Raw genomic sequence first — 25,502 nt, forward strand, 5'->3', positions numbered from 1 at the left:
CCGCTCCAATCAACTTATGAATGATCTATGTATTTTCCCAGAACTCGGTAAAAAATCTAATTAAAATAAACTTGCCATATACAAGTTTATATACATCCCAATCGTACGACCTCTAACATTAATAAAAACAAAAATACCTGAGCCCATACTCCGGACCCAGGTATACATTTTTAAGCTGTGAATGGCTGACCTACTTGGTAAGTATCTTCAAGAACGAGGATCCCTTTTTCTTGGGGAGCATCTGGAAGTGCCAGTTCTTTGGCAGAACAAATCATGCCTGATGAGGCCACTCCGCGAAGCTCTGCATCTTTGATGACCATTCCGCTTGGCATGACAGCTCCAACTTTCGCAACAACGACTTTTTGTCCTTTGTCAACATTAGGGGCGCCACACACGATTTGCAGGGTTTCATCCCCAACATCCACGGTACAAATGTTCAATTTATCTGCGTTTGGATGCTTTTCTTTTTCAGACACAAATCCTACCACGAATTTTGGTGAAAAGTCTGCTTCCAATACTTCATCGAAACCGTTCTTCTTGATGGCTTCATTGATCAATTGGAGCTTCTCTTCATTCATTTCGACAGGTCCCACTTCACTTAAATCCATATACTTTGATGCATGGAATAGGTTATACCCAAGTGTTTTCCCTGTTTTCTCATCAAACAAACGTGCTGCATCTTCTTTTCTTTCATGCTGAACTTCTCCCTCAAACCCTGGATGCATTGTAACGATCAGGGTATCACCAATACCTTCTAAGTTATAAAATACGTTCATTATTTCTTCTCCCTTTCCTTTTTGCGATTTTTTGCCAGAATGAAGATCGGCTCTAATTCTCCCTCTTCATACACAAAGGAAAGTGCCGTAATTGGTACATTTCCTGTTGTAAAGAAGCTCATCGTTAGTTGAGCCAGGACATCATAACCTGTTTCATTGCGAATATCCCCGATGACCAGCACATCCTGATGAGGTACCGATACGGTCATTTCACCTTGAACATCATTGCTGACTTGTTTTAAGAAAGCGTCATTCAATATTCGACTTGCATCATATCCATCATTATTGTTCAGAAAATAGAAGATGTTTCCTGCTACTTCATCCTTTTTCATTTCTGTCGGCAAGCTTCTTACATTGAATAAGGCGGTTTCCTTCATTTGCTCGTGAGTCCATCCTTCAGCCTTTAGCATATTTTCATCTAAAAGGCGGTACGTTTTCCCAAGGTCAACAGCATAATAGATACGCGTTTCAGCTGTATGATCATCCGTAACGAGGGCAACCCCTTCATTGGATTCGGTTGCAAAAGAAGTGGAACGGATCACTGGAAACACTTTTTTCTCTTTGTTCCCAATATCTGCTCCAGTTCCCATTACATTTAAAGCTTCCTCAACATAATAGACCACTTCATCGATAATCGACTTATTGTTTTCTTTCCATTTAGATACGATAGGAGGCAGGGCTACGGTAATGCCTTTATTAGTATCGGTGTTCTCAATTCTCAGTGAATCCTTATCTCGATCATATGTAAACGTACGATTTGGTTTCTCTAATCGTTCCTGGAGTATACCTTTTAGCTTTTTTATGTCCAAATCTGATCCTCCTTTGGTGGTACTTTTATAATAGAAAGTATCGATCCAATACTTTCATCTTTGATTCATTCACTTATAACATTTTACATCAAAATCTTTAGAATACAAAAGGAACCTGTTTCATTTAAGGCAAAAAGAAAAGGGATCCCAAAATAAGGTGATCCCTTTTGCTGTTATTACAAAGCTAATGAGTTCATAAAGTCCTCGATTTGTTCTTTTGATTTCCGGTCCTTGCTTACGAAACGCCCCAGTTCACGGCCGTCTCCGTATGCCAGAAAGCTTGGAATTCCGAAGATATCCAATTCAATGCACAGATCAATAAATTGATCTCGATCTACGTATAGGAATGTGTACTCTGAATATTGGCTCTCGATTTCCGGAAGGATTGGCTCGATGATCCGGCAATCGGGACACCAGTCTGCAGAAAACATAAATACATGCTTGCCGTTTTCTTTCAACTGATGGAATTCTTCCACTGATTCAAGCTTGCGCATTTTATTTTCCCCCTGTTTCAATCGTCATTTGATTAGGTTTAATCCAACCTAGTTTACGCATATATTCAGATATTAACAGGCTTATGAATGCAGGTCCAACAATATGCAACAGAAGGACCTTCATGGTTACATCCCAGCTGAATCCCATCGTTTTAAAAGTCATGATTTGACCAACAAAACCACTTGTTCCCATTCCAGCGCCAGCTGCATTGTTTTCCATTAACCAAATAGTGGTTCCGATGGGTGCCAATATCATGCCCGCAACGGTCGGGGGAATAAGGATTCGGGGGTTTCGGATAATATTAGGCACTTGAAGCATCGAAGTACCTATTCCTTGTGCAATCAATCCCCCCACTTTATTCTCCCTATAGCTGATGACAGCAAAGCCTACCATTTGGGCAGCACATCCAATCGTAGCAGCGCCGGCAGCCACCCCGTTCAACTCAAGCATAAGGGCGATGGCTGCGCTTGAGATTGGGGCCGTCAATGCAAGACCCATGAGGGCGGCAACCAAAATACCCATAATAATCGGTCTTTGCTCTGTCGCCCAGCTGATCCAGCTTCCAAACATACTCATAAAGTCAGCGATTCCCGGTCCGATAAAATAAGCTGTTGTGAATCCGCCAAGGATGGTGACGAATGGAGTGACAATGATATCCACTTTCGTTGTTTTGCTGACAAGCTTGCCGATTTCCGTGGATATGACAGCCGCTACATAAGCTCCCGCCGGCCCACCTAAGCTCGCGCCGGCTGCTCCCGTTACCACCGCAGCAAATAGGACTAGGGGTGGAGCCCCGAGACCAAAGGCAATCGCTACCCCAATCGCGGGACCCATCAAGCTGATTGCCAGACCGCCCATCTCTATGAAAAATTCACTTAAACCAGGGGAAATTGGAAGTTGTTCCCCGATCGTCTTAATGATTAATCCGATGATCAACGAACTGAACAACCCTAATGCCATATAGCTTAACGCATCTATGAAATAAACCTTTGCAGATAATGTAATGCCTTTACTCTTTAAGAATTCTCTCACTTAAGTCCTCTCCTCTGTGTTAACCCTTCTACTTTTACTAGTGTAAAGACACTTGTTTATTTTGTCTATATATTTTACCTTTACCCGGCAATGAATTTCCTTCTATTTTTCCTTTAATTAAAGAGTATCTATTCACGTGAATAAAAAAGACTCTTTCCGCAAAATTTCTGACTATCTTAAAGAAGAATGTAGTAGTTGATTTCCGCTACAGGATGCTCGCTTTCCGCGGGGCTGGCGGTGAGCCTCCGGGGTCTCACCTGTCCAGCTATTCCCGCAGGAGTCGAGCATCCTTCCGCTCCAACCAACTATCGGAGAATGTTTCCTTAAGAAGAAATAAAAAAACCAAAAACTTTAGCAAGCAACTCTTTTAAAGTGAATTGTTATTAATTTTGACACCTTGTAGCTCTGTCACGAAAATCTCTTAAAAATGGTGAGGGGAACTGCGTAGACTCCTGCGAAAGTACGGTCGTGCCGCGAACCCGTTCGGATAAGCTGAGGAGGCTCGGCCGAACGCTAGCTGCAAGCGAAGCAGTTCCCCTCAACATCCAGCACATATTGATTGACAGAGCCCGGCCATAAAAAACAATCTTTGAAAAAAGAGCAAAAAAAGACCGATTCCCACCTAAGCAGGAAATCGGTCTGTATCGTTAGGATTTATGTTTAACTGAAGCTGCCATTTTCATCATCACTTCTGCATGATCTGCTAAATCATCTAACTCCGCTTGGGTTGTTATCTTTGTTCCACCCACTCCAACAATCAGTTCGTATTCTTCTGTATCGGGCAGTTTCTTAATGACATAGTATCCTAAGCGATTGTCCTCTTTAAAAGTCCCATGTTTCAAGAGATTTTCATTGTCACTAATGGCCATTTTATATAGAAGTTCACTATCTTTTTGTTCTTGAGGGTTTGTAAAAAGGATAAAAGTATCAGAGCTTTTTGAAATAATGATATTATTAGGCGATTCTTTTTCTATTTTGGCTCCAAATGGAAGATAAAAGTTAATGTTTCCAGCCTCTTCTTTGGCTGCTTCATTTGAACTTAGTGTGTTCTCCACCACTTTGGCTGTCTCTTCTTTTTCTTTATCGATTGTCGTGTTGCATCCAGCTAAAATAAGCACAAGGATAAAGAAAATGATTGAGTGTATGATTTTCATCCTATACTTATCCTCCCTTTCATGCTTAGGACCTACGCTTATGATACCCTCACAAAGTACCACCTGACAACCCTTCCAACAAGAAAGCCTGCCTTTTTAATGGGAAAACAGGTTATTTTTAACTCACATAGGGTATTTATGATAAAATGACTAAAAACAGGAGGGTGAAAACGATGGAATTTACAGTGTATCTAGCAGGAGAAATACATAGTTCTTGGAGAAACGATCTTAAAGGGAAAGCCAAAGAGCTTGATCTCCCTCTATCTTTCGTCGGACCGATGGAAAATCACGAACGTTCCGATGCTATCGGAGAAGAAATCCTTGGTGAACAACCAAATAAAATTCTCCGCGATGAGGCAGCTTCGAGCATTAACAATCTTCGAACAGAGCTACTGATGAAAAAGGCCGATGTAGTGATTGCCTTGTTTGGAGAAAAATACAAACAGTGGAATACTGCAATGGATGCGAGCACCGCCATCACACTTGGAAAGCCCCTTATCCTTATTCGTCCTGAAGAACTACACCATCCGTTAAAAGAGCTTTCCAATAAGGCAAGTGTTACAGTGACAAACATAGATCAAGCCATTAACACGTTATCGTATATTTTCGAAACCGAATAATCACATCAATAGTAGTAATAAAAGGCTTGTCGTTCAAATTGAACGGCAAGCCTTTTTCATGCTGTCACAGTTTCTACACAACAGAACTTTTTTACTATTTAAAAATAACTTAATATTGGCAATCTAAAGACATTTTATGTTATTATTAGCAATTTATAAACTTTTTTTGACTTTATGAAAATATTAAAATATTATAGTAAAAGAATAAGGGAGGTAGTAACATGTCATCAATGAATAAACAGAAAATTGTGGATAGTGTCCCTCAAAAAGGTTTCTTTGGACATCCAAAGGGATTATTCACTTTATTCTTCACAGAATTTTGGGAGCGCTTTTCCTATTACGGAATGCGTGCCATCCTCGTATTCTACATGTACTATGAGGTTTCAAAAGGCGGTCTGGGCCTTGAGCAAAACACAGCCTTAGCAATCATGTCGATCTATGGTTCACTTGTATATATGTCCGGAGTAATCGGAGGCTGGCTGGCAGATAGAATATTCGGAACTTCGAAAGCCGTCTTCTACGGTGGAATATTCATCATGTTTGGTCATATTGCTCTATCATTTCCAGGAAGTTTAGCCATGTTCTTTGTTTCGATGGTATTGATCGTTGTCGGAACAGGATTATTAAAACCGAACGTTTCAACTGTTGTCGGTGAAATGTATAGCGAAAGTGACACTCGACGCGATGCAGCTTTCAGTATTTTCTATATGGGTATCAACCTTGGTGCATTCATTGCTCCACTGATTGTCGGTAAGCTTATGGAAACAAAAGGATTCCATTGGGGATTCGCGGTAGCAGCGATCGGTATGTTCTTAGGTCTTGTTGTCTTTATGGCGACAAAGAAAAAGAACCTTGGTCTTGCGGGTACGTATGTTCCAAATCCACTTGCACCAGCTGAAAAGAAAAAGTATGGTTTAATCGCAGGATTAGTCGTTGTTGGTCTTGCCATCATTTTAGGTATTACGATTCCAGCAGGCCTATTTACATTAAACGTATTCATCAATTTAGTAGGTATCTTCGGTATCGTCGTTCCAACCATTTACTTTATTGTGATGTACTATAGTCCGAAAACAACAGAAACTGAACGTTCAAGGGTAATAGCTTATATCCCGCTATTTATTGCAGCGGTTATGTTCTGGGCGATTCAAGAACAAGGGTCAACCATCCTTGCAGTTTACGCTGATAAGAGAACTGACCTTGAATTCATGGGAATCAGCATTTCACCAGCCTGGTTCCAATCATTAAACCCGTTATTTATTATTCTATTAGCTCCAGTATTTGCATGGATGTGGGTGAAACTGGGTGATCGTCAACCATCGATTCCAAAGAAATTCTCATTTGGTCTATTGTTTGCCGGTTTATCATTCTTAGTGATCCTATTACCTGCCTACTTCGGGGGAGAAGATTCACTAGTAAGTCCATTATGGCTAGTACTTAGTTACCTCATCGTTGTACTTGGTGAGCTATGCTTATCACCAGTCGGTCTTTCTGCCACGACGAAGCTTGCTCCAGAAGCATTCTCTGCTCAAACAATGAGTCTTTGGTTCTTGGCTTCTGCTGCTGCACAGGCGTTGAATGCACAGCTTGTACGTTTCTACACACCTGAAACAGAAACGATGTACTTTGGTGCAATCGGAGGGATGGCAATCGTATTGAGTATTGCTCTATTCCTGCTTTCACCTAAGATTCAGGCATACATGAAAGGTGTAAAATAATTGATTTAACCCTCTGAATGGTTTCAGAGGGTTTTTTGTATGGCTTATGCCTTTGTTAAAAAGTTTGTAGAGATAAAGAAAAGGAACTCCGCTTCAACACGGAGTCCCATTCCAACTATTAAAAGAAGTCACAGCCACATTTTCTTCTACGTCGTCTTCTGCGGTTATCTTCAGCTCCAAAAACATCGTCGTCTCTTCTTCTGCGACATCTTCTACGACGATCATCGTCATCTCCAAATAGGTTGCATCTTCTTCTGTCACCAAATAAAAAATTATCCCAGTCACAGCATCTTCTGTCATCACGATGATCATCGCGACGTCCTCCGACTCGGTCATTACAATAATGGCATCCCATAAATTCTAACCTCCTTAGAAAGAATTTATCAGATATAATAAAGTCTGATATACTCCATCCTATGAGGGGCTGGTAGATTTGGTATGGGCCAAGTACCTTTTATAGGTAAAAGTATGATGGATTATTTGCCCTACACCTTATTCCTGAACTGCCACTGGCCTATCAACAGCTGAACCACGTGCAGGAACATGGCCTCTCTTGTAATGAGCCCGTTCGTAAACACACCGATAGCACCTTCTTTTTTTCTAACCCCAGACTTTTGAGTATACTCGTCCATCAGGGGTCCCAGCTCTTTCCCAGCCTTTAACTTGCTGCTGATTTCTTTAGGTAAGGAAATCCTGGCACCTCCCCCGATGATTTCGTTCCCGCTGCGATCCACAAGAGCACCCCAGTTACAGACAAACATTCCATATAGTGATTCCGTCACTCCCCCTTCAAGACCAATACCAATCTCACTATCTGATGCCCGTAATACGTTCTTCGCTCGATTTAGCGCACCTTCGATCGTCTCTTGATCAGAAAAAGGCTGCTCACTTACATGAGACTCTGTTTTGAGACACTCGAAAAGAACGTCCTCGTATTGTTCGTTGAATGCCTTTTGAATGGCTTGTACCTTTGCAGGGTTGGTCGTTCCAATTGCTACTTTTAACAAATAAATACCTCATTTCTATATAAGAGACGCCGTGCTGGCGCACTCTTTTTCTCTCTATAAAAAAACTGTCTCAAGAAGTACCTGAACGAGACAGTCTTTTTGGTCTATTTTTTTAGAAGAGTTACTTATGCATTCGATTTAATCGATTGGATTGTAGAACGATCACATTGCTTCACTAATTTGACAATCAGTTCTTTCGCAGCTGCATAATCATCTACATGTATCATGGATGCATGTGTGTGGATATATCTTGAACAGATACCAACAACTGCACTTGGGACCCCTTCATTTGACATATGTACTCTTCCGGCATCTGTTCCGCCTTGAGAAACAAAATATTGATAAGGAATGTCATTTGATTCAGCTGTATCAAGAACGAATTCCCTGATGCCTCTGTGGGTAACCATTGAACGATCAAGAATGCGAAGAAGAGCACCTTTCCCTAATTGGCCAAATTCATTTTTGTCCCCTGACATATCATTTGCCGGACTTGCATCGAGGGCAAAGAAAATATCCGGATTAATCATATTAGCTGCTGTCTGGGCACCGCGTAGTCCGACTTCCTCCTGAACCGTGGCTCCAGAGTATAGGGTGTTGGGAAGTGTCACACCTTGCAGCTCTTTTAACAGTTCAATGGACAATCCGCATCCATAACGGTTATCCCAGGCCTTTGCAAGTATTTTTTTCTCATTCGCCATTGGTGTAAACGGACAAATCGGTACAATCTGCTGCCCTGGTTTAATCCCGATTTCAAGTGCATTATCCCGATCATCCGCACCGATATCAATGAGCATATTCTTGATATCCATCGGCTTTCTTCGTTGTTCTTCTCCCAGCAAGTGAGGGGGGATACTTCCGATTACACCCGTTACAGGCCCGTTATCCGTAATGATCTGAACACGCTGAGCCAACAGGACCTGACTCCACCATCCGCCAAGGGTTTGAAAACGGATCATCCCATTATCCGTAATGGACGTGACCATAAAGCCTACTTCATCCATATGTCCCGCCACCATGACAACAGGGTCCTGATCTTTGCCTTTTTTCACTCCAAATATCCCACCCAGGCGATCCTGGACAATGTCATCTGAGTATTGAGACAATTGTTCTTTCATAAATTTACGGACCGCATGCTCATTACCGGGTGCTCCCGGCAATTCAGTCAATGTTTTAAAAAGTTCCAACGTATCTTGTTTCATGTCATATGCCCCTTTTATATAAAATCTACTTTATGTATAATCTTATTTTACAGAACTTTCGAACGTCTTACCACCAATTGAGATGAAAAGGAGTTCTCTTTTTTATTATTTCTTTGATAGAATGTACCTATAGATGGAAAATTATCGAGAATCACCAGGGAGATAGTGGATAGTATGCTATCCCTTAACATCAAATACTCATTGCCTGTGGAGGGAATAAAAAATGAACTGGAAATCTTTCATGATCGGAATCGGAATCGGGGCAGTAGGCGGATATTTTCTTAAAGAAAAACTGGATGATTCAAACATGGTTTCTGCCGAAAAAGTTTTAAGGGACGTAAAACTTTCATTCAAAAAAGAGGGGAACATCGATGGCTCCTGGATCGGAATGAAGCCCGAAGACTATCAGAAGCACTCGGTAACAACGAAAGTTTATAAAGGTGGCGTATCCAGAAGAAAAGACGGTGAACTGGAGCAATATGAATTTTTAGCAGATGCGTATACGGGCACTGTTGTGGATGTGTATCCTTTATCTTAAAAATGGCAAAACAGCATGATTTAAAAGGATGATCCCAACATGCCTTGGGACCATCCTTTTCTCAAACATCATTATTTTTCCCTCAGTACGTGATCAACGATTTCTCCATCTCTATTCCACTTGATCCCTCTATAAACCGCATCATGATAGAATAGGAACCAGTATTCTCCTTCAATCGCTTGATTGATCCACTTGTCTTTGGCATCGATGGACGTCATTGGATAGTCGTCGTAAGCCAGTACCCACAGTGGATTTTTGTGCGCGTGAGTAGGCATGATATCTGCCATATGAATGAACTTCTCCCCGTTATGCTCTAAAAGGATAATCGAATGCCCGTCACTGTGACCTCCCGTATGCACCATTGTGATTCCAGGAAGTACTTCCTTTTCTCCTTCGAACGTTTCCACTTGGGATTGAATACTCTCCCAATTTTCTTTCCAGTATGTATTGCGGGAGCGCACATTCGGATTTCTCATTTCATCCCATTCCACTTGGGAGGTGTAAATGGTTGCATTCGGGAATACAGGAACAAGCGTATCGCCCTCATATTTTGTTAAACCGCAAGCATGATCGAAATGCATGTGGGTCATCAACACCACATCAATATCATCTGGTTTCAAGCCCAGTGCTTCGAGGGATCTCTCGATATCCGACTCTTCATGCACACCATAGTTACGTCTTTGTTTCTCATTCAGCTTCCCTTTACCAATACCTGATTCAATTAATACATTCTTCCCTTCCCATTTGAAAAAGAGCGGATCTGTTCGTAATTCGATCTGATTCAAGTCATTCACGGCATATTTTTTTGACCAAAGAGGCTTTGGGACCACTCCGAACATAGCTCCACCATCCATGTGAGTGACGCCGCCATTCAGCCAGTGTATCGTTAGATCTCCAACTTTCAACGTTTCCATTTTGACTCCTCCTTTGTTCATACCCTTTTATTTTATCAGAATTTACGGACAACTTATAGGTGGATGCTCGGATCGCTGCAGCCAATATGAAAAAACAGCCCTGCGAGATCTGCAGGGCTGCTTTAGCTGTGAATTATTGATTTTGATATTGGGCTTCGACCCGGTAGATTCTTTGGCCTTTGGCTGAGAATTTTTCTTCGTATTCAGTCATGATATTGCCTTCAAACTCACTATTATGAAGGTCGAGGCTCAAGAAATTCAGATGCAGGCCGTACCAGGAGAAGCTCTTTAATGAGTACTCGAATAAGCCTTGATTGTCTGTCTTAAAGTGGATTTCTCCGCCTTTGATCAGCACATCTTCATATAGCTTCAGAAAATCTTTATAAGTCAGTCGACGTTTTTCATGTCTGTTTTTCGGCCATGGATCAGAGAAGTTCAAGTATACTCGACTTACTTCTTCCGATGCGAAGTATTCAGTCAGGTTCTTTGCATCGACATTTAACAGCTTGACGTTAGGAAGCTCAGCTTCGATTAAACGATCAAGAGCTGTTACAATGACGCTTTCATATAACTCGATTCCAATATAATTAACGTCCGGATTGGCTCTGGCCATCTCCGTGACAAATTGACCTTTTCCTGTTCCTACCTCGATGTGGATAGGATTGTCATTACCAAACTCTTTATTCCATTGACCTTTTATCTCCTGGGGTTCTGCCACAACATACTGTGGATGGTCACTGATTTTCTCAGAAGCCCACGGTTTATTACGTAAACGCATGTAGACACCTCTTTTTTTATTATCGAAAAAAACATACCACGACTATCCGTCCTGTGCAAGAGCCAAAATAGAGCCAATCCCGTTTCGGATCTTCTGGCTAACATACCCACTTAAGGTCCGTCCCTCAAAAAGCGCGCATAAATGAAAAAGGAATTCACACACTAATAGTGAATTCCTTTTTCGGGTCTGGTCATTTTGAAGGGCTGAAAAAGTACGTGTTTTCTTTAAATCTTTGAGAGACGAAAATGAAAGGGTGTACTCTATGCCTTTAAATTCACAGAATCAAATGCAGTTATTATCAGATATTTTAAGCAATCACAGCACGGATTGCTGCGGTTCGGTTTCTGAATGTGAGCAAGTTGAACGATTGGTGAAGTCATTAATGGTTAACGCTGATATTCATGAAAACGTAAAGCCTGTCCTGCAAGAAATTTATCAGTACAGTAAGAGCGGGATATCCTCACCTGACTTATCGAACCATATCACGACCAATCAAGAAAACTTGTCCCAATGGGTTACGGATATGAATAGCTACTCTTAATAAATCAGATCACCTTATGCAAGTATTCAATCCAATGATTCATCTCGTGGAATCGTGCTTTCCCTTTATGCCACTGAATGGATAAAATCGTTTGTGCGACCACATACCATTTCATTCGCAGCTTTAAGTTATCGGTTAACTCAACGCCGTATTGAGTTAACCAGCCTTCCCATTGCTCCTCAGGGATATACCAGTATAATAACAGACCTACATCAAAGGCCGGGTCTGCAATCATGGCCCCGTCCCAATCAATTAAATACAACTGGTTGTAATCAGACAGCAGCCAGTTGTTATGATTAACATCTCCGTGGCAGACTACATATTCTTCTTGTTGAACATCCACAAGCTCTTTTTGAAGAAACAGGAGTGCCTCTCTGATGACAGGTAATGAAAGAAGATCGAATTCTAAGCCTGTCTCCACTTCTGTGAGCATATGCTCGGGTTGAAACGGCTCTTTTCCCAACCGCTCAAGCATGGTTGAAAGCGGCTTAGAGGAATGAATCTTATTGAGCAGCTTGGCCACTCTTTCATCCTTCATCTCTTCAGGCTTTAATTCTCTCCCATTTAACCAGTGTTGTGCCGTTATGACATCCCCGTTTTCCATTCGTTTTGTCCAAACAAGCTTTGGCACAATTCCTTCTGCTGATAATACAGCTACAAAAGGGGAGGAATTACGTTTCAGAAATAATCTTTGCTCCTGATACTGAGCAAAGAACGCTTCTCCAGTTGCACCGCCTGCGGGGACTATTTCCCAATCTTGGTCAAATAAGTGTTCCAATATATTCACCTTCTATTGGTCCTTTGTCATGTTTATATGTTCTTTACGATATTATTAAATTCATTTATTTACTGTCAAAAAAAGTCTTATAAAATAAAAAAGACAGCTATTGGGCAATACAATCAATAGCCATCTGTTTAAGATTTTATCGTCATCTTGCGTTTTCGTCAAGCACTGGAATGAACTGTTACCTTACAAATACATAGGAAGAGACGGGTTCAAGGGTTATGGTCGGCTTCTCTACCTCATAAAGACCGTTTACATTTGCCCGATTACCATCTGATAAACAAATCCAATCTTTTCCTTCTGGAAGAGAATAGTCACATTTTTTCGTATCTGAATGGAAGACCATGAAGATCTCATTCCACGGACCATACGGGTGTACATTCCGATAGTGAACGACGACAAGATTTTCAATGCTATGGGAGACTTCTACATGCTCCCTGATCAACCCGCTCTTCTGAAAACGGAAGGCGCCGTGACTTTTACGGATTTGAATCAGCGCTTTAACATATTGGACAACCTCATCATATTCTTCTCTTCTGACCCAGTCTAATTGATTGATTTCCACTGGAGAATTGTAGCTATTCTCAATGCCGTTTTTCGTTCTGAAGAATTCCTGTCCTGCATGAAGAAAAGGGATTCCTTGTGATAACAACACCATCGTAGTTGACAATTTATGGCGATCCATAAGGGTTCCTTCTTCTTCATTTAAACAAGCCTTCATTTTATCCCAAAGGGTGTGGTTATCATGGGATTCCACATAGTTGACCGATTGAGTCGGCTCTTTAAAGAGTCCTCTTTCTCCATTTTTCATCCCGACACTTCCAGTCAGGACGAGTTCCACTTTTTGTTCCAAATGACCGTGACCGAGGGCAAATCCTTTGTCATATAAGTTAAAGGTACTTCCTTTAATCGTGTCCCGGAACCAATCATTGAATTGACCGATACCTTGAAGTTGATGGGCGTTACGCAGGTTAGCTTTTTGATGGGGGGGCAGAGGCGTATTCAGGTCCCAACCTTCTCCTATTAAAATGGCTCCTGGCAAAACCTTCTCCACTTCTTCACGGATTGTGGCCATTGTCTTAATATCAAGAATTCCCATTAGATCAAAACGGAAGCCGTCGACACCGTATTCTTCTATCCAATAAAGAATCGAATCAACGATGAATTTCCTGGCCATCAGGCGTTCGGAAGCAAAGTCATTTCCCACTCCGGTCCCGTTTGACGGTAAGCCATTTTCATCATGACGGAAGAAATATCCGGGTACGAGCTTTTCAAAAGACGAATCCTCCCGAATGAAAACATGGTTGTACACCACATCCAGTATGACCCTGATATTTTCTTCATGAAGGCTTCGAATCACGCTTTTCAGTTCATTGATTCGTTCATATGGATCTTCAGGCTTTAAGCTGTAGCTTCCTTCAGGTGCGTTAAAAAACAAAGGATTATATCCCCAATTGTAGTTTTTATCGGCAGGGTGATCGGTCACCCCATCGAAATCATTTACAGGAAGCAGTTCAACATGGGTGATCCCCAGCTCCTTCAGGTACTGAATTCCACTGCTGAATCCACTTGGAGTGGAAGTCCCTTTTTCTGTAAAAGCACGATACTTTCCTCTATATTTCATGCCGCTTTCTTTTTGAGCTGAGAAATCGCGAATGTTCAACTCATAAATGACTGCATCCGTCGGAGATGATAATGGTGGAAGGGAGGAAAGAGCCTCACCTTTACCCAGATTTACAACACATCCCCACTCACTATCGTAGGAAACGGATTTAGCGTATGGATCGATCGATTCATCCCATACTAAATTGATGCACGTAAGAATCGTATAATAATACCCATCTACATTGGTATTCACCTTACATTCCCATACGCCGTTCTCGACTCTCGCGAATGGATACTGGATTTCTTCATCATCAGGGGATTTCAGCTTTAATCTTACCTCTGTTGACGTGGGAGCCCATACTTTAAATACGGTGCACCCTTCTTGGTATGTAACACCAAGGTCATCCCCATCGTAATAATAGCGTTGATCAAATTCCTCGGTTCTAATGACCGCCCCGATCTGTAGGTCTGTCTTTGTGTTATGCTCATCCACCACTTCATACGTTTTCCCTAAAATAACCTTTTCGCCTTGGATTGTCGTGACATATTTCATGGCATCATTGAGGGGAATCTTTTCTTCAATGTGAAGAGCTATTTTTTCACTTCCCTTTATCAGGGTGAAGTGACTTGAATGACCTTCATGATAATCGTATGGAAGAATCATAGTAATCGTATTGAACATATCTAAAAACGCATCGTAATGCCTGCTAATGACTAACACTTCTGCCACCCACTTCTGTTTAACATTTTCCAACTTAATGGAAGAACATTCACCTTCAATTCATCAGCCTTCTTCAGTTCTTCAATAGTATCTCCGTCTGCGTGAACAGGTACATCCTGACTCGATCGAACCGTAATCATCTTTCCCGTACGCGTGCTGACTTCTTTGAAAGCCGTATGTTTTCCGAAGAAGACGGATAGAAAGACCAAGAGTAATTTCCACCTGGATAAACCGTGGACGAGAGTCATATCGATGTAGCCATCTTGAGGACAGGCCTGTGGGGCGATTTTCATCCCTCCGCCAAAAAAAGGCTGATTCGAAATCGTCACAAACCATACCTTGTGGAACCGTTGTTCTTTTCCATCGACCCTTATCGAAAGAGAAAAAGGTTTAAACGTAAACGCTTCCTTACAAAGAAGGATAGGATAGATCAACTGCCCAAGGGACCATTTGTTCAACCACTTTTTAAAGGGAGAACGATTTGCCATCCGGGCAATTTGCGCATCAAAGCCTATTCCTATATTATTCACAAAATGCCCATTTGGTCCGCTGCTCATGGAATATTGACCAGAATCCAAAAGCACGATATCCTCTTTTTTTAATCCCTGCTTTATTAAGGTATATGCTTGTTTTTGATTGTTAGGCCAATTATAGCCTCTTGCAAAATCATTACCGCTTCCTGATGGAATATACCCTATAACGACCTTGTCAAAACCGATTGTTCCACTGACCACAGAGTTCATGGTGCCATCTCCACCGACTCCCACGACCAAGAGCAATTCGTCAGGAGATTCGTTGACCTTACTTGCGACAATGCTCTTTACGTCCCCGGGGTGCTCTGTCACAAACATTTCATATGGAATGTCGATTGTTTGACTAAATTGATTCCATGAAGTTAAGGAATGATGGTTCTTTGCAGAAGGGTTCACGATAAAAATCGTTTTCATTGTTGATTCTCATCTGAACCAACCGTCTGTTCTTCCCACTGAAGCCTTCTGAAAGAAGTGGTTTCGGAATACTCCATGATGGCTTGTGCCGCTTTTAGCTGCACACTCTTGATTGGAGAAGAGCTTGAACGCTGCTGTTGGAACCATTCGTTGTGATACCGTTTATCCAGAAACTGGATGCCCACTGGAGCCTGTGGGTAATCTATGTATCCATTCCTGCTTATCACACCTTTATAAATAGGGAGCTCCACTCCTTCATATTGAATGATCTGATGGAGTATACTCTCCATTCTCCTTAGACCGATAAGAGGGTTTAATACCTTCGTCTCGACATCTCCCCATTTTTTCAGCCAAAATCGTTCTCCAGATCCGATATAGGCGGTTCCTTCCTCAAATTCAAGAAAGGTTAGGCACCATATTCCTGTCGGAGTGATCAAAATGGTTTCGAGCTCTACAGGTGCTTGTTTAATTCTTAGTACCGGGTTGTACATCACGAATATGTTATCTGGAAAGCGCTGAAGCAGGTAGCGCAAGCGTTCGTCATAATGATAGCTGTTGTCTACATAGGATTTCTCCATAATCGTGGAGCTTGCCCATCTCAACTGAAAATCAAATAAAAGGTCCAGGAAGGAAACCTTTAATTCTTCCTCTGTAGAGATATCTTGATGTGAATCCATTTCGATTTCAATTTCGTCATCATTCAGTTGAATAGAACTTGACTGCTCCTCTTCTTGAGCTCCTTTCTTTTTAAAGAGTGAAAAGAGCTTCTCCTTCATGGAGTTCCCTTCCTCCTCTGGCACTTCATCCTTCATGATGGGTGGAACGGGAGGAAGAGCGCCGTTTTCCCAATGTTGTTTCATTTTTTCCCATTGCTGCTTTTTTAATCGGACAAATTGGGAAGGATATTTATATAAATCCGTTTCGTACCTGGAAACGTAATCTTGGAGTTTAATCAGTTGTGCCATATGAATCTATCCTTTCATGACGGTCGATATGCCTGTAATGATTTGGTGTAAATGGCTTCATACTTTGGCAGTCTATCTAAGTGGGTTTGATATAACACAATTTCTCCTGCTGTGAAGGAGTGGGTATCAGTCGGCTGAAACGCATTTAACCATTCGGGAGTAAAAGGGAAGTCTTTATTCCACTTCCGCCCTACTGTGATATGTGGAGAAAAAGGTCTCTTATCTAATTGAAAGCCCGCTTCTTCACACGCATCATACATACGGTCCCGAACCCGTTGTAATGCTTCTGATGGCTGAACACCCATCCAAAGTATTCTGGGTGAATCACTTTTGCCAAAGATCCCGAAGTAATCCAGGGTTAAAGGGAAGGCAGAACACTCCAGAGCCCCTACTTTATGGATCACGGGTTGAAGTTCATCCGCATTTCCTAAGAAGGCTAATGTGATGTGATAATCCTGCGGGTGCACCCAGCGCTGAAAGGAATCCTCATCCTTCATTGGCTGCGTCCATTTATGAATATGGCGTTTCGTTTCCTGAGACAGGGAAAGTGCAAAGAAATAGTGAGCTTTCAACATATCACTCGTCCTTTCATTTATTACTACCATTTTAGCAAAATGTGTCATGAGAGAGAATGAATAGGAGGAAATGCAATAAAAATGAAATACAAAGCGCATTTATTTGATAAGATTTATATGAATTAGTACGATAGAAGAAGAACGTTTTCTGAAAGGAAGTTGAACATGAAAGTTGTACAAAATATTGCTGAATTGATCGGGGACACTCCACTAGTCAAATTGAATCGCCTCAATCCTGCTGACGGGGCGGATGTGTATGTTAAATTAGAATTCTATAATCCGAGTAAAAGTGTGAAGGACCGTGCTGCCTTTCAAATGATCGTTGAAGCAGAGAAGGAAGGCTTATTGAAGGCAGGATCGACCATTATAGAGCCGACGAGTGGAAACACCGGCATCGGCCTTGCCATGAATGCAGCCGCAAGGGGATATCGCGCAATCCTGGTGATGCCCGATACGATGACTCAAGAGCGTATTAATCTGTTAAAAGCATATGGAGCTGAAGTAGTCTTAACACCTGGAGATGACAAAATGCCGGGTGCTATTGAAAAAGCGAAAGAATTAACAGAGCAAATTCCAAACAGCTTCATGCCGATGCAGTTTGAAAACGATGCGAACCCAAATGCCCACAGGGAAACGACTGCTCTCGAGATTGTCGAAGCCATGAAAGAAATCGGCAAGCCCTTATCTGCATTTGTTGCGACTGCCGGAACGGGCGGCACGATTACAGGGACAGGTGAAGTGTTAAAAGAGCACTACCCGGATCTTGCCGTTCATGTGGTGGAGCCGGCAGGATCCCCGGTTCTTTCTGGAGGAAAGCCAGGGAAGCATAAATTAGTCGGGACGAGTCCCGGGTTTGTTCCAGATATTTTAAATACGGAAGTGTATGATGAAATTCATAAAATCGAAGACGAGCAAGCCTACGATATCGCCCGTAGAATGGCAAGTGAAGAAGGAATTCTGGTAGGACCTTCATCAGGAGCCGCTTGTTATGCAGCCATTGAAGTGGCGAAGAAATTATCACCGGAAGATGTAGTCGTGTGCATTGCCTGCGATACAGGAGAAAGATATCTATCAAGCGACCTGTTCAGATTTTAATATACAAAAGCGCTTCGACTTACTTCTCGATCCGGACGATAACCAAAAGAGGCTGCGCCCATAACGGCGCAGCCTCTTCCTTATGTTCATTTAACCTTATGATACTGCGTAATGAAATGTTCAGGAGATGACTTAACAACAAACGTCCACACTCCTTCAATCGTGTGCAGATACAAAAAAGTATAGAAAGCTGACAATGGTTTGCTTGTCACATCCATCACGTCCTTGATGGTGAAGCTTTTCGTAGGAGTCTCGATTCGATCACTGTATAAATAAAGATGCTCCTCTGTCTCTACGGTGAATTGCCGGTTGTCTTCTATTCTACGTTCGGTCTTCATAAATGGTTGTGAACAAATCAATCTCATTTAAAGCCTCCAACTATTTTACCGGGCTTTGTTCCCTTTTTCTTTCACTAAAGAGTGCCTGCAGCTTTTTCGTTACAGTACCGGGTTTCCCATTCCCGACCACCTGTTGATCGATCTTAATGACGGGCATGACTTCTGAAGTCGTACTTGCGATGAATACTTCATCCGCTTCGAGAAGATCATGGACAAGAAACGTCTCTTCTTGAAAAGAGATATTATTTCTTCTGCATAAATCTTCAATGACTCTTCTAGTAATACCATTGAGTATCAGGTTTGTAGCGGGATGTGTGTAGATGACTCCATCTTTCACCATGAATGCATTAGAAGAGGAGCCTTCCGTCACAGTATCCCCTCGATGCAAAATGGCTTCGAAATGCCCCTCGGAAGCAGCTTCTTCTTTTGCCAGGAGGTTTCCGAGAAGATTCAAGCTCTTAATATCACATCTCAGCCACCTGATATCTTCGACCAGCTTAGCTGTTACACCTTGCTCCATCTGGTGAAGAGGAACAGGAAAATCTTTGGTATAAGCAACGACGCTTCCCATTACATCTTTTGAAGGAAAATGGTGCTGACGGGAAGATACACCGCGGGTCACTTGCACATAAACAATCCCGTCTTTCACTTGATTGGAATCGATAAGCTCCAGAAGATGTGCCGTCAGTTCTTCTTCCGAATACGGAATGGACAGCTTCATCTTTTCAGCACTTTGATAAAGTCGCTCCATATGCTCCTTCATCGTGAACGTGTTTCCGCCGTATACGCGAATCACTTCATAGATTCCATCCCCGAATTGATAACCCCGATCCTCAATATCAATCTTCGCATCGGCACGATCGATGACTTCCCCATTTACAAATACTGTGTTCATTCTGCTCTCCCCTTGTCTCTCTTAAGATTCACAGGCTAATTCATAGATAGCCTGTGCGTAAATAGCCGTTGCTTTCAGGAGATCCTCTATATACATATATTCATCCTTCTGATGAGCAATATCTTCACGGCCCGGGAATAAAGCTCCAAATGCTACGCCTGCCTCTAAGCTTCTGGCGTAAGTCCCTCCACCGATGCTTAATAACTCGCCTCTCTCACCGGTTTGATCCTCATATACCTTTTTCAGCGTTTGAACGAGTTCATCGTCTTTCGACACATGATGAGGTTTACTATCTGAGAAGTTCTCAATTGAATAGCCTTCTATGTTCTCGATGATTGCCTTTCCTTTTTCCATCTCAAACGTAACCGGATAACGCATGTTTAATCCTAATCGTCCACCATCAGCATCTGAATAGCGCAGTTTCCCTACGTTGATCGTTAAATCTCCCGTAATATCGTCACGGTAGCTTACACCGAGTTGAATCCCTCTTGAATCTTTAAAGAAATGCTTGGTCGTGAACTCAAAGAATTCTTTTCCTTTAGAAGATAGTGGCAGCTGTGATAAGAATGCGGCTAAGTAGAGACCCGCATTCTTCCCGTTGTCAGGCTCCATTCCATGTGAAGAAACACCTTCGACTTCAAAAACAAGCTCGCCGTTTTCGATGTAATAGTTACCTTTGATGTTTTCTTCCTTTGTGAAAATTTCAAAGTTTTGAACCCATTTTGTATGGTCCTCGTCCACTAGAAGGACTGCCTTTGCATAGTCAGGAACCATGTTGTAGCGGCGGCCGGACTCGAAGGACAGGACTTTGATGCCTGATTGGGACGCATCCGCTGGTTCTGTTTGAACTAAATCATAGTCGGCAATCCCTTTTTCTGCATGAATGATCGGGAAATCGGCATCAGGAGCAAATCCCATTGTAGGCATTTCTTCTTTTTTGAAATAGTGCTCTACACATCTCCAGTCACTTTCCTCATCTGTCCCAATGATCATGCGGATTCGCTTATTAAAGGTGGGATCAAGATCTTTTACGATTTTCATGGCATAGTAAGCAGCCATTGTAGGACCTTTGTCGTCGATCGCTCCACGGGCGAAAATCTTACCGTCTTTTATCTCACCGCCATAAGGATCGACACTCCATCCATCCCCTTCCGGCACAACATCCACATGACAAAGGATGCCGAGAAGGTCATTTCCTTCCCCAAATTCTAAATGCCCTGCAAGATGATCCACATTCTTAGGGGTGAAACCGTCTTTCTCACCAAGGGTTAACAGATAGTCCAGCGCTTCTTTCACGCCTTTTCCCAGCGGTGCTTCCTCTGTCGCATTCTCTTCATCCAACACACTTTTAATTTGCAGGAAATGTTGCAGATCCTTAAGCAAATCGTCCTTCCGCTTCTCCACTTCATTTGTCCAATTGATACTCATTCGTTTCCACCTGCTCTATATGTATTTACTTCTCCTATCATTTTATACTGTTTCATGGGGAAATCCAAACAGAGAGAATTTTGCTGAATCACCCCTGGAAGTGCAGGGCTCTGTCAATCAATGTGTGCTGGATGGTGAGGGGAACCGCTTCGCTTGCAGCTAGCGTTCGGCCGGGGAATCTTGTGCCTCCAGCGGAAAGGAACGGTCCACGTTTTGTTCCTACACTCATCCTCTAGCGCAAATCGACAACTTCCTTTCTTCTGTGAGATAGAAATAATCTATACAAAAAGAGCTTTATAAGATAAAAAATACATATATTTAGCATTTTATTCATATTCTAGGAATACAACCATGAGTTACTACGTAAATTGTTTGTAAATTTGGACAATATTCTAGAAATTTTGTCGGATTAGGGTTACAATGTAATTGTCTGACATCTTATGAGTAAACTTTATATGTAGAAAAGGGGTTGTCTAAAGCGCATAGTACATATGGTAGCACGTGAGGTGCACAAATGACGCATGTAGTCTTTGCCTTTGGAAAAATGATGAGGGAGTGGTTCTTTGAAACCTTCAACCAATCGTATGCTAACTAGAATCAAAGCTGTATACATGTACATTAAACAGAAAGGTACTGTAACAACTCAAGATCTTGTAGACGAATTTGGCATTACTCCTCGCACCATACAAAGAGATCTCAACGTGTTAGCTTACAATGACTTGGTGCAAAGCCCAAGTCGCGGTCAATGGACAACTACGGAGAAGAAAGTGAAGATGACTTCTTAATAGAAATGCGGAGGCGGCTCGCTCAGAGGCGACAAGCATAAGATGAACCTGCCGGAAAGGCGCTTTTTGCCTTTTTGGCAGGTTTAGCTTATGACCTCGAGCCTCTAGCCGCCGGAGCTGGACACATAGAAATGCGGAGGCGGCTCGTTCAGGCCCGACAAGCATAAGTCGAGAACACCGGAAAGGCGCCCTTTGCCTTTTTGGTGTTCTTGACTTATGACCTCGAGGGACTAGCCGCCGGAGCTGGACACATAGAAATGCGGAGGCGGCTCGTTCAGGCCCGACAAGCATAAGTTGAGAACACCGGAAAGGCGCCCTTTGCCTTTTTGGTGTTCTTGACTTATGACCTCGAGGGACTAGCCGCCGGAGTTGGACACATAGAAATGCGGAGGCGGCTCGTTCAGGCCCGACAAGCATAAGTCGAGAACACCGGAAAGGCGCCCTTTGCCTTTTTGGTGTTCTTGACTTATGACCTCGAGGGACTAGCCGCCGGAGTTGGACACATAGAAATGCGGAGGCGGCTCGTTCAGGCCCGACAAGCATAAGTCGAGAACACCGGAAAGGCGCCCTTTGCCTTTTTGGTGTTCTTGACTTATGACCTCGAGGGACTAGCCGCCGGAGTTGGACACATAGAAATGCGGAGGCGGCTCGTTCAGGCCCGACAAGCATAAGTCGAGAACACCGGAAAGGCGCCCTTTGCCTTTTTGGTGTTCTTGACTTATGACCTCGAGGGACTAGCCGCCGGAGCTGGACACATAGAAAAGCGGAAGGGCTTCGCCCAGAGGCGACAAGCATAAGACGAGAATAGCGGACTAAAATGACTTTTTAAACAAAGAAACGGGGCAGCACCTTTACCGAATGGTGCTGCCCCGTTTTTTATTCCGGCTTATATTCCTTAAGAAGGGTTACTTCCTCTTCTGTCAGCTCACGGTACTCCCCAAGCTCCAGGTCTTGATCAAGCTCGAGTGGTCCCATCGTTAAACGCTTCAGATAGATCACGCGCTTGCCGACACTTTCAAACATCCTCTTCACCTGATGGAATTTCCCTTCTGTAATCGTCAATTCAATATCTGAAGTTAAACCCGATTTTAAGATCGTTAAATCCCCCGGCTTCGTTTTATAGCCATCATCCAATGTGACTCCACTTTTAAAGGCTTCCACGTCCTTTTCTGTCACTTCCCCGTCAATCACGGCAAAATACGTTTTCGGTACATGACGCTTCGGAGAAAGGAGCTGGTGAGATAATTGACCGTCATTCGTAATGAGAAGGAATCCTTCTGTATCCTTATCGAGTCTTCCAACAGGAAATGGATTGAATATCTGATCTTCCAATTGAAGTAAATCAATGACGGTTTCATCCTGTCCATCTTCAGTTGCTGAGATGACTCCAGGTGGCTTATTCATGAGAAGGTAGATGTATTCACGATACTCAACCTGTTCTCCATACAACATCACCGTATCCTTCTCCGTATTGATATGTACCTTTCCATCCTTAATGACCTCTCCATTGACCTGAAGTCCGCCATCCTTTAATAATTTCTTTACTTCTTTCCGGCTGCCGTAACCCATATTGGCAAGCATTTTATCTATTCTCAAATTAATCACGCTCCGTTTTTGTTGAGTTCGTCTTCAATGTTGATTTTATTAATGATTTGACCAGTCCATGGGCACCTACCCATTCATGTTTCTATTCTTAACATAGGCTACTAAAGGTAAGCAAATATGAAAAAAATAATTGAGGTGAAGCATATGTATCCATATCGACAACAGGGTTCAGGCGGATTATTAATTCCTATTCCACTCCCTGGAGGTGGCGGTCAAGGATATCCAGGTTTTCCTGGTCAAGGTTATGGTGGCGGCGTCAACGCCCGGTTAGACCGACTGGAGAGACAATATGAGCGTCTGGACCGTAGAGTCGACCGCTTAGAAAGAAAAGTAGAGCGACTTGAAAGACAGCTTGGATATTACAATAATTAGCGTTCGCATTTCACATTATTGATTAACGGTGCATAAATCATGAAAACGACGCGTAAATCTCGAAAAAGACTCTTTAAAAACGAGGGCAAATCAACCCTCCCTCTCCATTTCTAACCTGCTAAGCTCAATAAAAAAAGGGATGATCGGCATGTATCATCCCTTTTCCCTTTACCCTATGCGAAGTTTGCTGCGAATTCTCGCCACTTTATCTCCGAATAATCGATCTGCCAATTTACTTCTTAAGCTTAAGTAGAAGTATACGAGTGCTCCCACTCCGCCACAGACAGCAACGAGAATAATCGATTGGAATCCGGATTCCGGATTAAGGAATTGGACCAGTACACCGTATAGCACCAATACCACCACTGCCATTATGGCATTCAGTGCTCCAATGAACATTGTTCTTCTCAAAATCAGTCGGAATTGATATCTTGCATATTTCTTGATGATATATAAATTGATTAAAATCGCTACCGCATACCCTATCACAGTGGCAATGACTGCACCTTGAGTTTCAAATAAGCGAATCAATGGTATGTTCAGGACAAGCTTGAGAAGCAAGCCGACCAGCAAGCTGAAAATCGTAAATTTCTGCTCATCGATTCCTTGAAGAATGGCTGCCGTAACAGCAAATAAAGCAAAGAGAATCGCAACAGGTGCATAGGATCTCAAAATAGAAGTTCCTAACGCATCGCTATGATAGAACATCGTATACGTCGGTTCAGCTAAAAGTGCAATTCCCAAAGCAGCAGGCACTGTTAAAAACAATAGAATTTGAAAGGTTTGGTCAATATTTCTACGCATCGTTTTCCGGTCGCCGCTTGTATAAGAGGTCGTAATTAACGGGATCAGCGTCATAGAAAAGGCGGTTGCCAATGACACCGGGATGATAACCAGCTTATGAGTATAGAAGTTTAATACGGCGAAGGCATGGTCGGAGATTTTTGCGTTCCCTATATCCGCCATCGCTGTATTAAATGTAATCTGATCAACCAGTTGAAACAATGGATTGGCGAGCCCCACAAAAATAAACGGAATCGAATAGGCGATGATTTCTTTGTACATCGATCGTAATGAAATCTCTTCTTGACCGCGATCTTCCTCTAATAGCTCATCTAAATGAGGCTTTCGTTTAAACCAATACCAAATCAATGCCCCGAGACTTGCCAGCCCCCCGACAAATGCAGCAAATGTGGCTACGGCGATGGCGGTCGTCACTGATCCATTCAGAATGTTCAATACAACATATATCCCGCCGAGTAAGAACACGATACGGACAATCTGTTCTATCACCTGGGAAACCGCCGTCGGGCCCATGGATTGGTGCCCCTGGAAGAATCCCCGAATCAAGCTCATAAACGGAATGATGATCAGTGCAAAGCTTACTGCGCGTATGACCGTTGTCACCTGTGCAACGGAAATAACCTGCTCATCACTTTTAATCGTCATTTCAGCAAAAACCGGTGCAAATGCATACATAATGAGGAATGATACAATCCCCGTCAGCGTCATCAACACCAGGCCTGATTTAAATAACCTTCGCCCTACGGCATATTCCCCTATGGCATTATATTTTGAAACGAATTTTGATACGGCCAGCGGCACGCCTGCAGTCGCTACAGTCAGAAAGATGGTATACGGTACATACCCATATTGATAAAGGGATGCCCCCTCTTCATGACCTTTTAACAAATCATCAAACGGTATAACATAAAAAAGACCTAAAAACTTCGAAATAAAGGTCCCTAACGTTAAGATAAACGTTCCTCTTATTAATTTAGATGACATAGTATCCCTCTCTATATATCT

The 25,502-nt window shown here is 42.6% G+C and carries 27 protein-coding genes; 7 read left to right on the top strand and 20 right to left on the bottom strand.

Annotated elements, in window-relative coordinates; all coding sequences use genetic code 11:
• Positions 1-170: 170 nt before the first annotated feature.
• The 5 genes from ytpR to AAEM60_RS18170 all read right to left on the bottom strand — a co-directional run bounded on the left by ytpR (position 171) and on the right by AAEM60_RS18170 (position 4,266).
• Positions 171-776, bottom strand: a complete 606-nt coding sequence (gene ytpR / locus AAEM60_RS18150) for a YtpR family tRNA-binding protein (protein WP_299739359.1) — start codon at positions 774-776, stop codon at positions 171-173.
• On the bottom strand, positions 776-1,585 hold the full coding sequence (locus AAEM60_RS18155) for a DUF1444 domain-containing protein (protein ID WP_341356838.1): 810 nt from the start codon (positions 1,583-1,585) through the stop codon (positions 776-778). The genes ytpR and AAEM60_RS18155 overlap by 1 nt, the downstream gene beginning before the upstream one ends.
• A gap of 176 nt (positions 1,586-1,761) precedes the next feature.
• Positions 1,762-2,079, bottom strand: coding sequence for a thioredoxin family protein (locus AAEM60_RS18160; RefSeq protein ID WP_299739363.1), 318 nt, complete (start codon positions 2,077-2,079; stop codon positions 1,762-1,764).
• 1 nt (position 2,080) lies between these two features.
• Positions 2,081-3,112, bottom strand: a complete 1,032-nt coding sequence (locus tag AAEM60_RS18165; RefSeq protein WP_299739365.1) for a PTS sugar transporter subunit IIC — start codon at positions 3,110-3,112, stop codon at positions 2,081-2,083.
• 647 nt (positions 3,113-3,759) lie between these two features.
• A complete protein-coding gene (locus tag AAEM60_RS18170) occupies positions 3,760-4,266 on the bottom strand; it encodes a hypothetical protein (RefSeq protein ID WP_299739367.1) in 507 nt (168 codons plus the stop codon).
• A gap of 173 nt (positions 4,267-4,439) precedes the next feature.
• On the opposite strand from AAEM60_RS18170, the gene AAEM60_RS18175 reads away from it, so the two are divergent.
• Positions 4,440-4,886, top strand: a complete 447-nt coding sequence (locus AAEM60_RS18175) for a YtoQ family protein (RefSeq protein ID WP_299739369.1) — start codon at positions 4,440-4,442, stop codon at positions 4,884-4,886.
• A 221-nt stretch (positions 4,887-5,107) separates the two neighbouring features.
• Complete coding sequence (locus tag AAEM60_RS18180) at positions 5,108-6,601, top strand: peptide MFS transporter (protein WP_299739371.1); 1,494 nt, start codon at positions 5,108-5,110, stop codon at positions 6,599-6,601.
• Positions 6,602-6,694: 93 nt separating this feature from the next.
• Here AAEM60_RS18180 and AAEM60_RS18185 read toward each other — a convergent pair whose 3' ends face one another.
• From AAEM60_RS18185 to AAEM60_RS18195, 3 genes are all read right to left on the bottom strand, one after another.
• Complete coding sequence (locus AAEM60_RS18185; RefSeq protein ID WP_341356839.1) at positions 6,695-6,913, bottom strand: hypothetical protein; 219 nt, start codon at positions 6,911-6,913, stop codon at positions 6,695-6,697.
• A 173-nt stretch (positions 6,914-7,086) separates the two neighbouring features.
• Positions 7,087-7,608 carry a DUF84 family protein gene (locus tag AAEM60_RS18190; RefSeq protein WP_299739375.1) on the bottom strand — a complete coding sequence of 174 codons (522 nt, stop codon included), beginning with the start codon at positions 7,606-7,608 and terminating at the stop codon, positions 7,087-7,089.
• A gap of 125 nt (positions 7,609-7,733) precedes the next feature.
• A complete protein-coding gene (locus AAEM60_RS18195) occupies positions 7,734-8,807 on the bottom strand; it encodes a M42 family metallopeptidase (RefSeq protein ID WP_299739377.1) in 1,074 nt (357 codons plus the stop codon).
• Between the two features lie 223 nt (positions 8,808-9,030).
• Here AAEM60_RS18195 and AAEM60_RS18200 point away from each other — a divergent pair, with 223 nt between their 5' ends.
• Complete coding sequence (locus tag AAEM60_RS18200; RefSeq protein ID WP_299739379.1) at positions 9,031-9,345, top strand: PepSY domain-containing protein; 315 nt, start codon at positions 9,031-9,033, stop codon at positions 9,343-9,345.
• 71 nt (positions 9,346-9,416) lie between these two features.
• Here the strand turns inward: AAEM60_RS18200 and AAEM60_RS18205 are convergent, their stop codons facing one another.
• Positions 9,417-10,259 carry an MBL fold metallo-hydrolase gene (locus AAEM60_RS18205; protein WP_299739381.1) on the bottom strand — a complete coding sequence of 281 codons (843 nt, stop codon included), beginning with the start codon at positions 10,257-10,259 and terminating at the stop codon, positions 9,417-9,419.
• Between the two features lie 133 nt (positions 10,260-10,392).
• On the bottom strand, positions 10,393-11,037 hold the full coding sequence (trmB, locus tag AAEM60_RS18210; protein WP_299739383.1) for a tRNA (guanosine(46)-N7)-methyltransferase TrmB: 645 nt from the start codon (positions 11,035-11,037) through the stop codon (positions 10,393-10,395).
• A gap of 262 nt (positions 11,038-11,299) precedes the next feature.
• Between trmB and AAEM60_RS18215 the strand changes: the two genes are divergently transcribed.
• On the top strand, positions 11,300-11,578 hold the full coding sequence (locus tag AAEM60_RS18215; RefSeq protein ID WP_299739385.1) for a YtzH-like family protein: 279 nt from the start codon (positions 11,300-11,302) through the stop codon (positions 11,576-11,578).
• Between the two features lie 4 nt (positions 11,579-11,582).
• Here the strand turns inward: AAEM60_RS18215 and AAEM60_RS18220 are convergent, their stop codons facing one another.
• The 5 genes from AAEM60_RS18220 to thpR all read right to left on the bottom strand — a co-directional run bounded on the left by AAEM60_RS18220 (position 11,583) and on the right by thpR (position 17,175).
• Entirely contained in the window at positions 11,583-12,356 is a 774-nt protein-coding gene (locus AAEM60_RS18220; protein WP_299739387.1) for a phosphotransferase family protein, read from the bottom strand.
• A 187-nt stretch (positions 12,357-12,543) separates the two neighbouring features.
• Positions 12,544-14,688: a type I pullulanase gene (gene pulA / locus AAEM60_RS18225; protein WP_299739389.1), complete on the bottom strand. Its 2,145-nt coding sequence runs from the start codon at positions 14,686-14,688 to the stop codon at positions 12,544-12,546.
• Entirely contained in the window at positions 14,682-15,635 is a 954-nt protein-coding gene (locus AAEM60_RS18230) for a diacylglycerol kinase family protein (protein ID WP_341356840.1), read from the bottom strand. Before AAEM60_RS18230 ends, pulA begins: the two co-directional genes overlap by 7 nt.
• The gene (locus tag AAEM60_RS18235) at positions 15,632-16,600 is read right to left on the bottom strand and encodes a nuclease-related domain-containing protein (protein WP_341356841.1); all 969 of its coding nucleotides are present in this window, start codon (positions 16,598-16,600) and stop codon (positions 15,632-15,634) included. Before AAEM60_RS18235 ends, AAEM60_RS18230 begins: the two co-directional genes overlap by 4 nt.
• Positions 16,601-16,614: 14 nt before the next feature.
• Entirely contained in the window at positions 16,615-17,175 is a 561-nt protein-coding gene (gene thpR, locus AAEM60_RS18240) for an RNA 2',3'-cyclic phosphodiesterase (RefSeq protein ID WP_299739395.1), read from the bottom strand.
• 165 nt (positions 17,176-17,340) lie between these two features.
• Between thpR and cysK the strand changes: the two genes are divergently transcribed.
• Positions 17,341-18,270, top strand: a complete 930-nt coding sequence (cysK, locus tag AAEM60_RS18245; protein WP_299739397.1) for a cysteine synthase A — start codon at positions 17,341-17,343, stop codon at positions 18,268-18,270.
• 86 nt (positions 18,271-18,356) lie between these two features.
• Here cysK and AAEM60_RS18250 read toward each other — a convergent pair whose 3' ends face one another.
• From AAEM60_RS18250 to pepV, 3 genes are read right to left on the bottom strand one after another with little or no spacing between them, the layout of a single operon-like run.
• Positions 18,357-18,635, bottom strand: coding sequence for a hypothetical protein (locus AAEM60_RS18250; protein WP_299739399.1), 279 nt, complete (start codon positions 18,633-18,635; stop codon positions 18,357-18,359).
• Between the two features lie 13 nt (positions 18,636-18,648).
• Positions 18,649-19,503: a D-amino-acid transaminase gene (dat, locus tag AAEM60_RS18255; RefSeq protein ID WP_299739401.1), complete on the bottom strand. Its 855-nt coding sequence runs from the start codon at positions 19,501-19,503 to the stop codon at positions 18,649-18,651.
• A 21-nt stretch (positions 19,504-19,524) separates the two neighbouring features.
• Entirely contained in the window at positions 19,525-20,931 is a 1,407-nt protein-coding gene (gene pepV / locus AAEM60_RS18260) for a dipeptidase PepV (RefSeq protein ID WP_341356842.1), read from the bottom strand.
• A gap of 563 nt (positions 20,932-21,494) precedes the next feature.
• Here pepV and AAEM60_RS18265 point away from each other — a divergent pair.
• Complete coding sequence (locus AAEM60_RS18265; RefSeq protein WP_044340309.1) at positions 21,495-21,716, top strand: DeoR family transcriptional regulator; 222 nt, start codon at positions 21,495-21,497, stop codon at positions 21,714-21,716.
• 876 nt (positions 21,717-22,592) lie between these two features.
• On the opposite strand, the gene AAEM60_RS18270 is transcribed toward AAEM60_RS18265, so the two are convergent.
• Positions 22,593-23,312, bottom strand: a complete 720-nt coding sequence (locus tag AAEM60_RS18270) for a pseudouridine synthase (RefSeq protein ID WP_299739408.1) — start codon at positions 23,310-23,312, stop codon at positions 22,593-22,595.
• Between the two features lie 126 nt (positions 23,313-23,438).
• Between AAEM60_RS18270 and AAEM60_RS18275 the strand changes: the two genes are divergently transcribed.
• Positions 23,439-23,693, top strand: a complete 255-nt coding sequence (locus AAEM60_RS18275) for a hypothetical protein (protein ID WP_299739410.1) — start codon at positions 23,439-23,441, stop codon at positions 23,691-23,693.
• A 168-nt stretch (positions 23,694-23,861) separates the two neighbouring features.
• Here AAEM60_RS18275 and AAEM60_RS18280 read toward each other — a convergent pair whose 3' ends face one another.
• Entirely contained in the window at positions 23,862-25,481 is a 1,620-nt protein-coding gene (locus tag AAEM60_RS18280; RefSeq protein WP_299739412.1) for a polysaccharide biosynthesis protein, read from the bottom strand.
• Positions 25,482-25,502 lie beyond the last annotated feature (21 nt).

Source organism: Rossellomorea sp. y25 (assembly GCF_038049935.1).
In the GTDB taxonomy this organism is placed as follows: domain Bacteria; phylum Bacillota; class Bacilli; order Bacillales; family Bacillaceae_B; genus Rossellomorea.

Coding starts and splice junctions, on each gene's coding strand:
- ytpR (WP_299739359.1), bottom strand. CDS start 776: ATGAACGTATTTTATAACTTAGAAGGTATTGGTGATACCCTGATCGTT.
- AAEM60_RS18160 (WP_299739363.1), bottom strand. CDS start 2,079: ATGCGCAAGCTTGAATCAGTGGAAGAATTCCATCAGTTGAAAGAAAAC.
- AAEM60_RS18170 (WP_299739367.1), bottom strand. CDS start 4,266: ATGAAAATCATACACTCAATCATTTTCTTTATCCTTGTGCTTATTTTA.
- AAEM60_RS18175 (WP_299739369.1), top strand. CDS start 4,440: ATGGAATTTACAGTGTATCTAGCAGGAGAAATACATAGTTCTTGGAGA.
- AAEM60_RS18180 (WP_299739371.1), top strand. CDS start 5,108: ATGTCATCAATGAATAAACAGAAAATTGTGGATAGTGTCCCTCAAAAA.
- AAEM60_RS18185 (WP_341356839.1), bottom strand. CDS start 6,913: ATGATCATCGTGATGACAGAAGATGCTGTGACTGGGATAATTTTTTAT.
- AAEM60_RS18195 (WP_299739377.1), bottom strand. CDS start 8,807: ATGAAACAAGATACGTTGGAACTTTTTAAAACATTGACTGAATTGCCG.
- AAEM60_RS18200 (WP_299739379.1), top strand. CDS start 9,031: ATGAACTGGAAATCTTTCATGATCGGAATCGGAATCGGGGCAGTAGGC.
- AAEM60_RS18205 (WP_299739381.1), bottom strand. CDS start 10,259: ATGGAAACGTTGAAAGTTGGAGATCTAACGATACACTGGCTGAATGGC.
- trmB (WP_299739383.1), bottom strand. CDS start 11,037: ATGCGTTTACGTAATAAACCGTGGGCTTCTGAGAAAATCAGTGACCAT.
- AAEM60_RS18215 (WP_299739385.1), top strand. CDS start 11,300: ATGCCTTTAAATTCACAGAATCAAATGCAGTTATTATCAGATATTTTA.
- AAEM60_RS18230 (WP_341356840.1), bottom strand. CDS start 15,635: ATGAAAACGATTTTTATCGTGAACCCTTCTGCAAAGAACCATCATTCC.
- AAEM60_RS18235 (WP_341356841.1), bottom strand. CDS start 16,600: ATGGCACAACTGATTAAACTCCAAGATTACGTTTCCAGGTACGAAACG.
- thpR (WP_299739395.1), bottom strand. CDS start 17,175: ATGTTGAAAGCTCACTATTTCTTTGCACTTTCCCTGTCTCAGGAAACG.
- cysK (WP_299739397.1), top strand. CDS start 17,341: ATGAAAGTTGTACAAAATATTGCTGAATTGATCGGGGACACTCCACTA.
- AAEM60_RS18250 (WP_299739399.1), bottom strand. CDS start 18,635: ATGAGATTGATTTGTTCACAACCATTTATGAAGACCGAACGTAGAATA.
- dat (WP_299739401.1), bottom strand. CDS start 19,503: ATGAACACAGTATTTGTAAATGGGGAAGTCATCGATCGTGCCGATGCG.
- pepV (WP_341356842.1), bottom strand. CDS start 20,931: ATGAGTATCAATTGGACAAATGAAGTGGAGAAGCGGAAGGACGATTTG.
- AAEM60_RS18275 (WP_299739410.1), top strand. CDS start 23,439: ATGAAAAAAATAATTGAGGTGAAGCATATGTATCCATATCGACAACAG.
- AAEM60_RS18280 (WP_299739412.1), bottom strand. CDS start 25,481: ATGTCATCTAAATTAATAAGAGGAACGTTTATCTTAACGTTAGGGACC.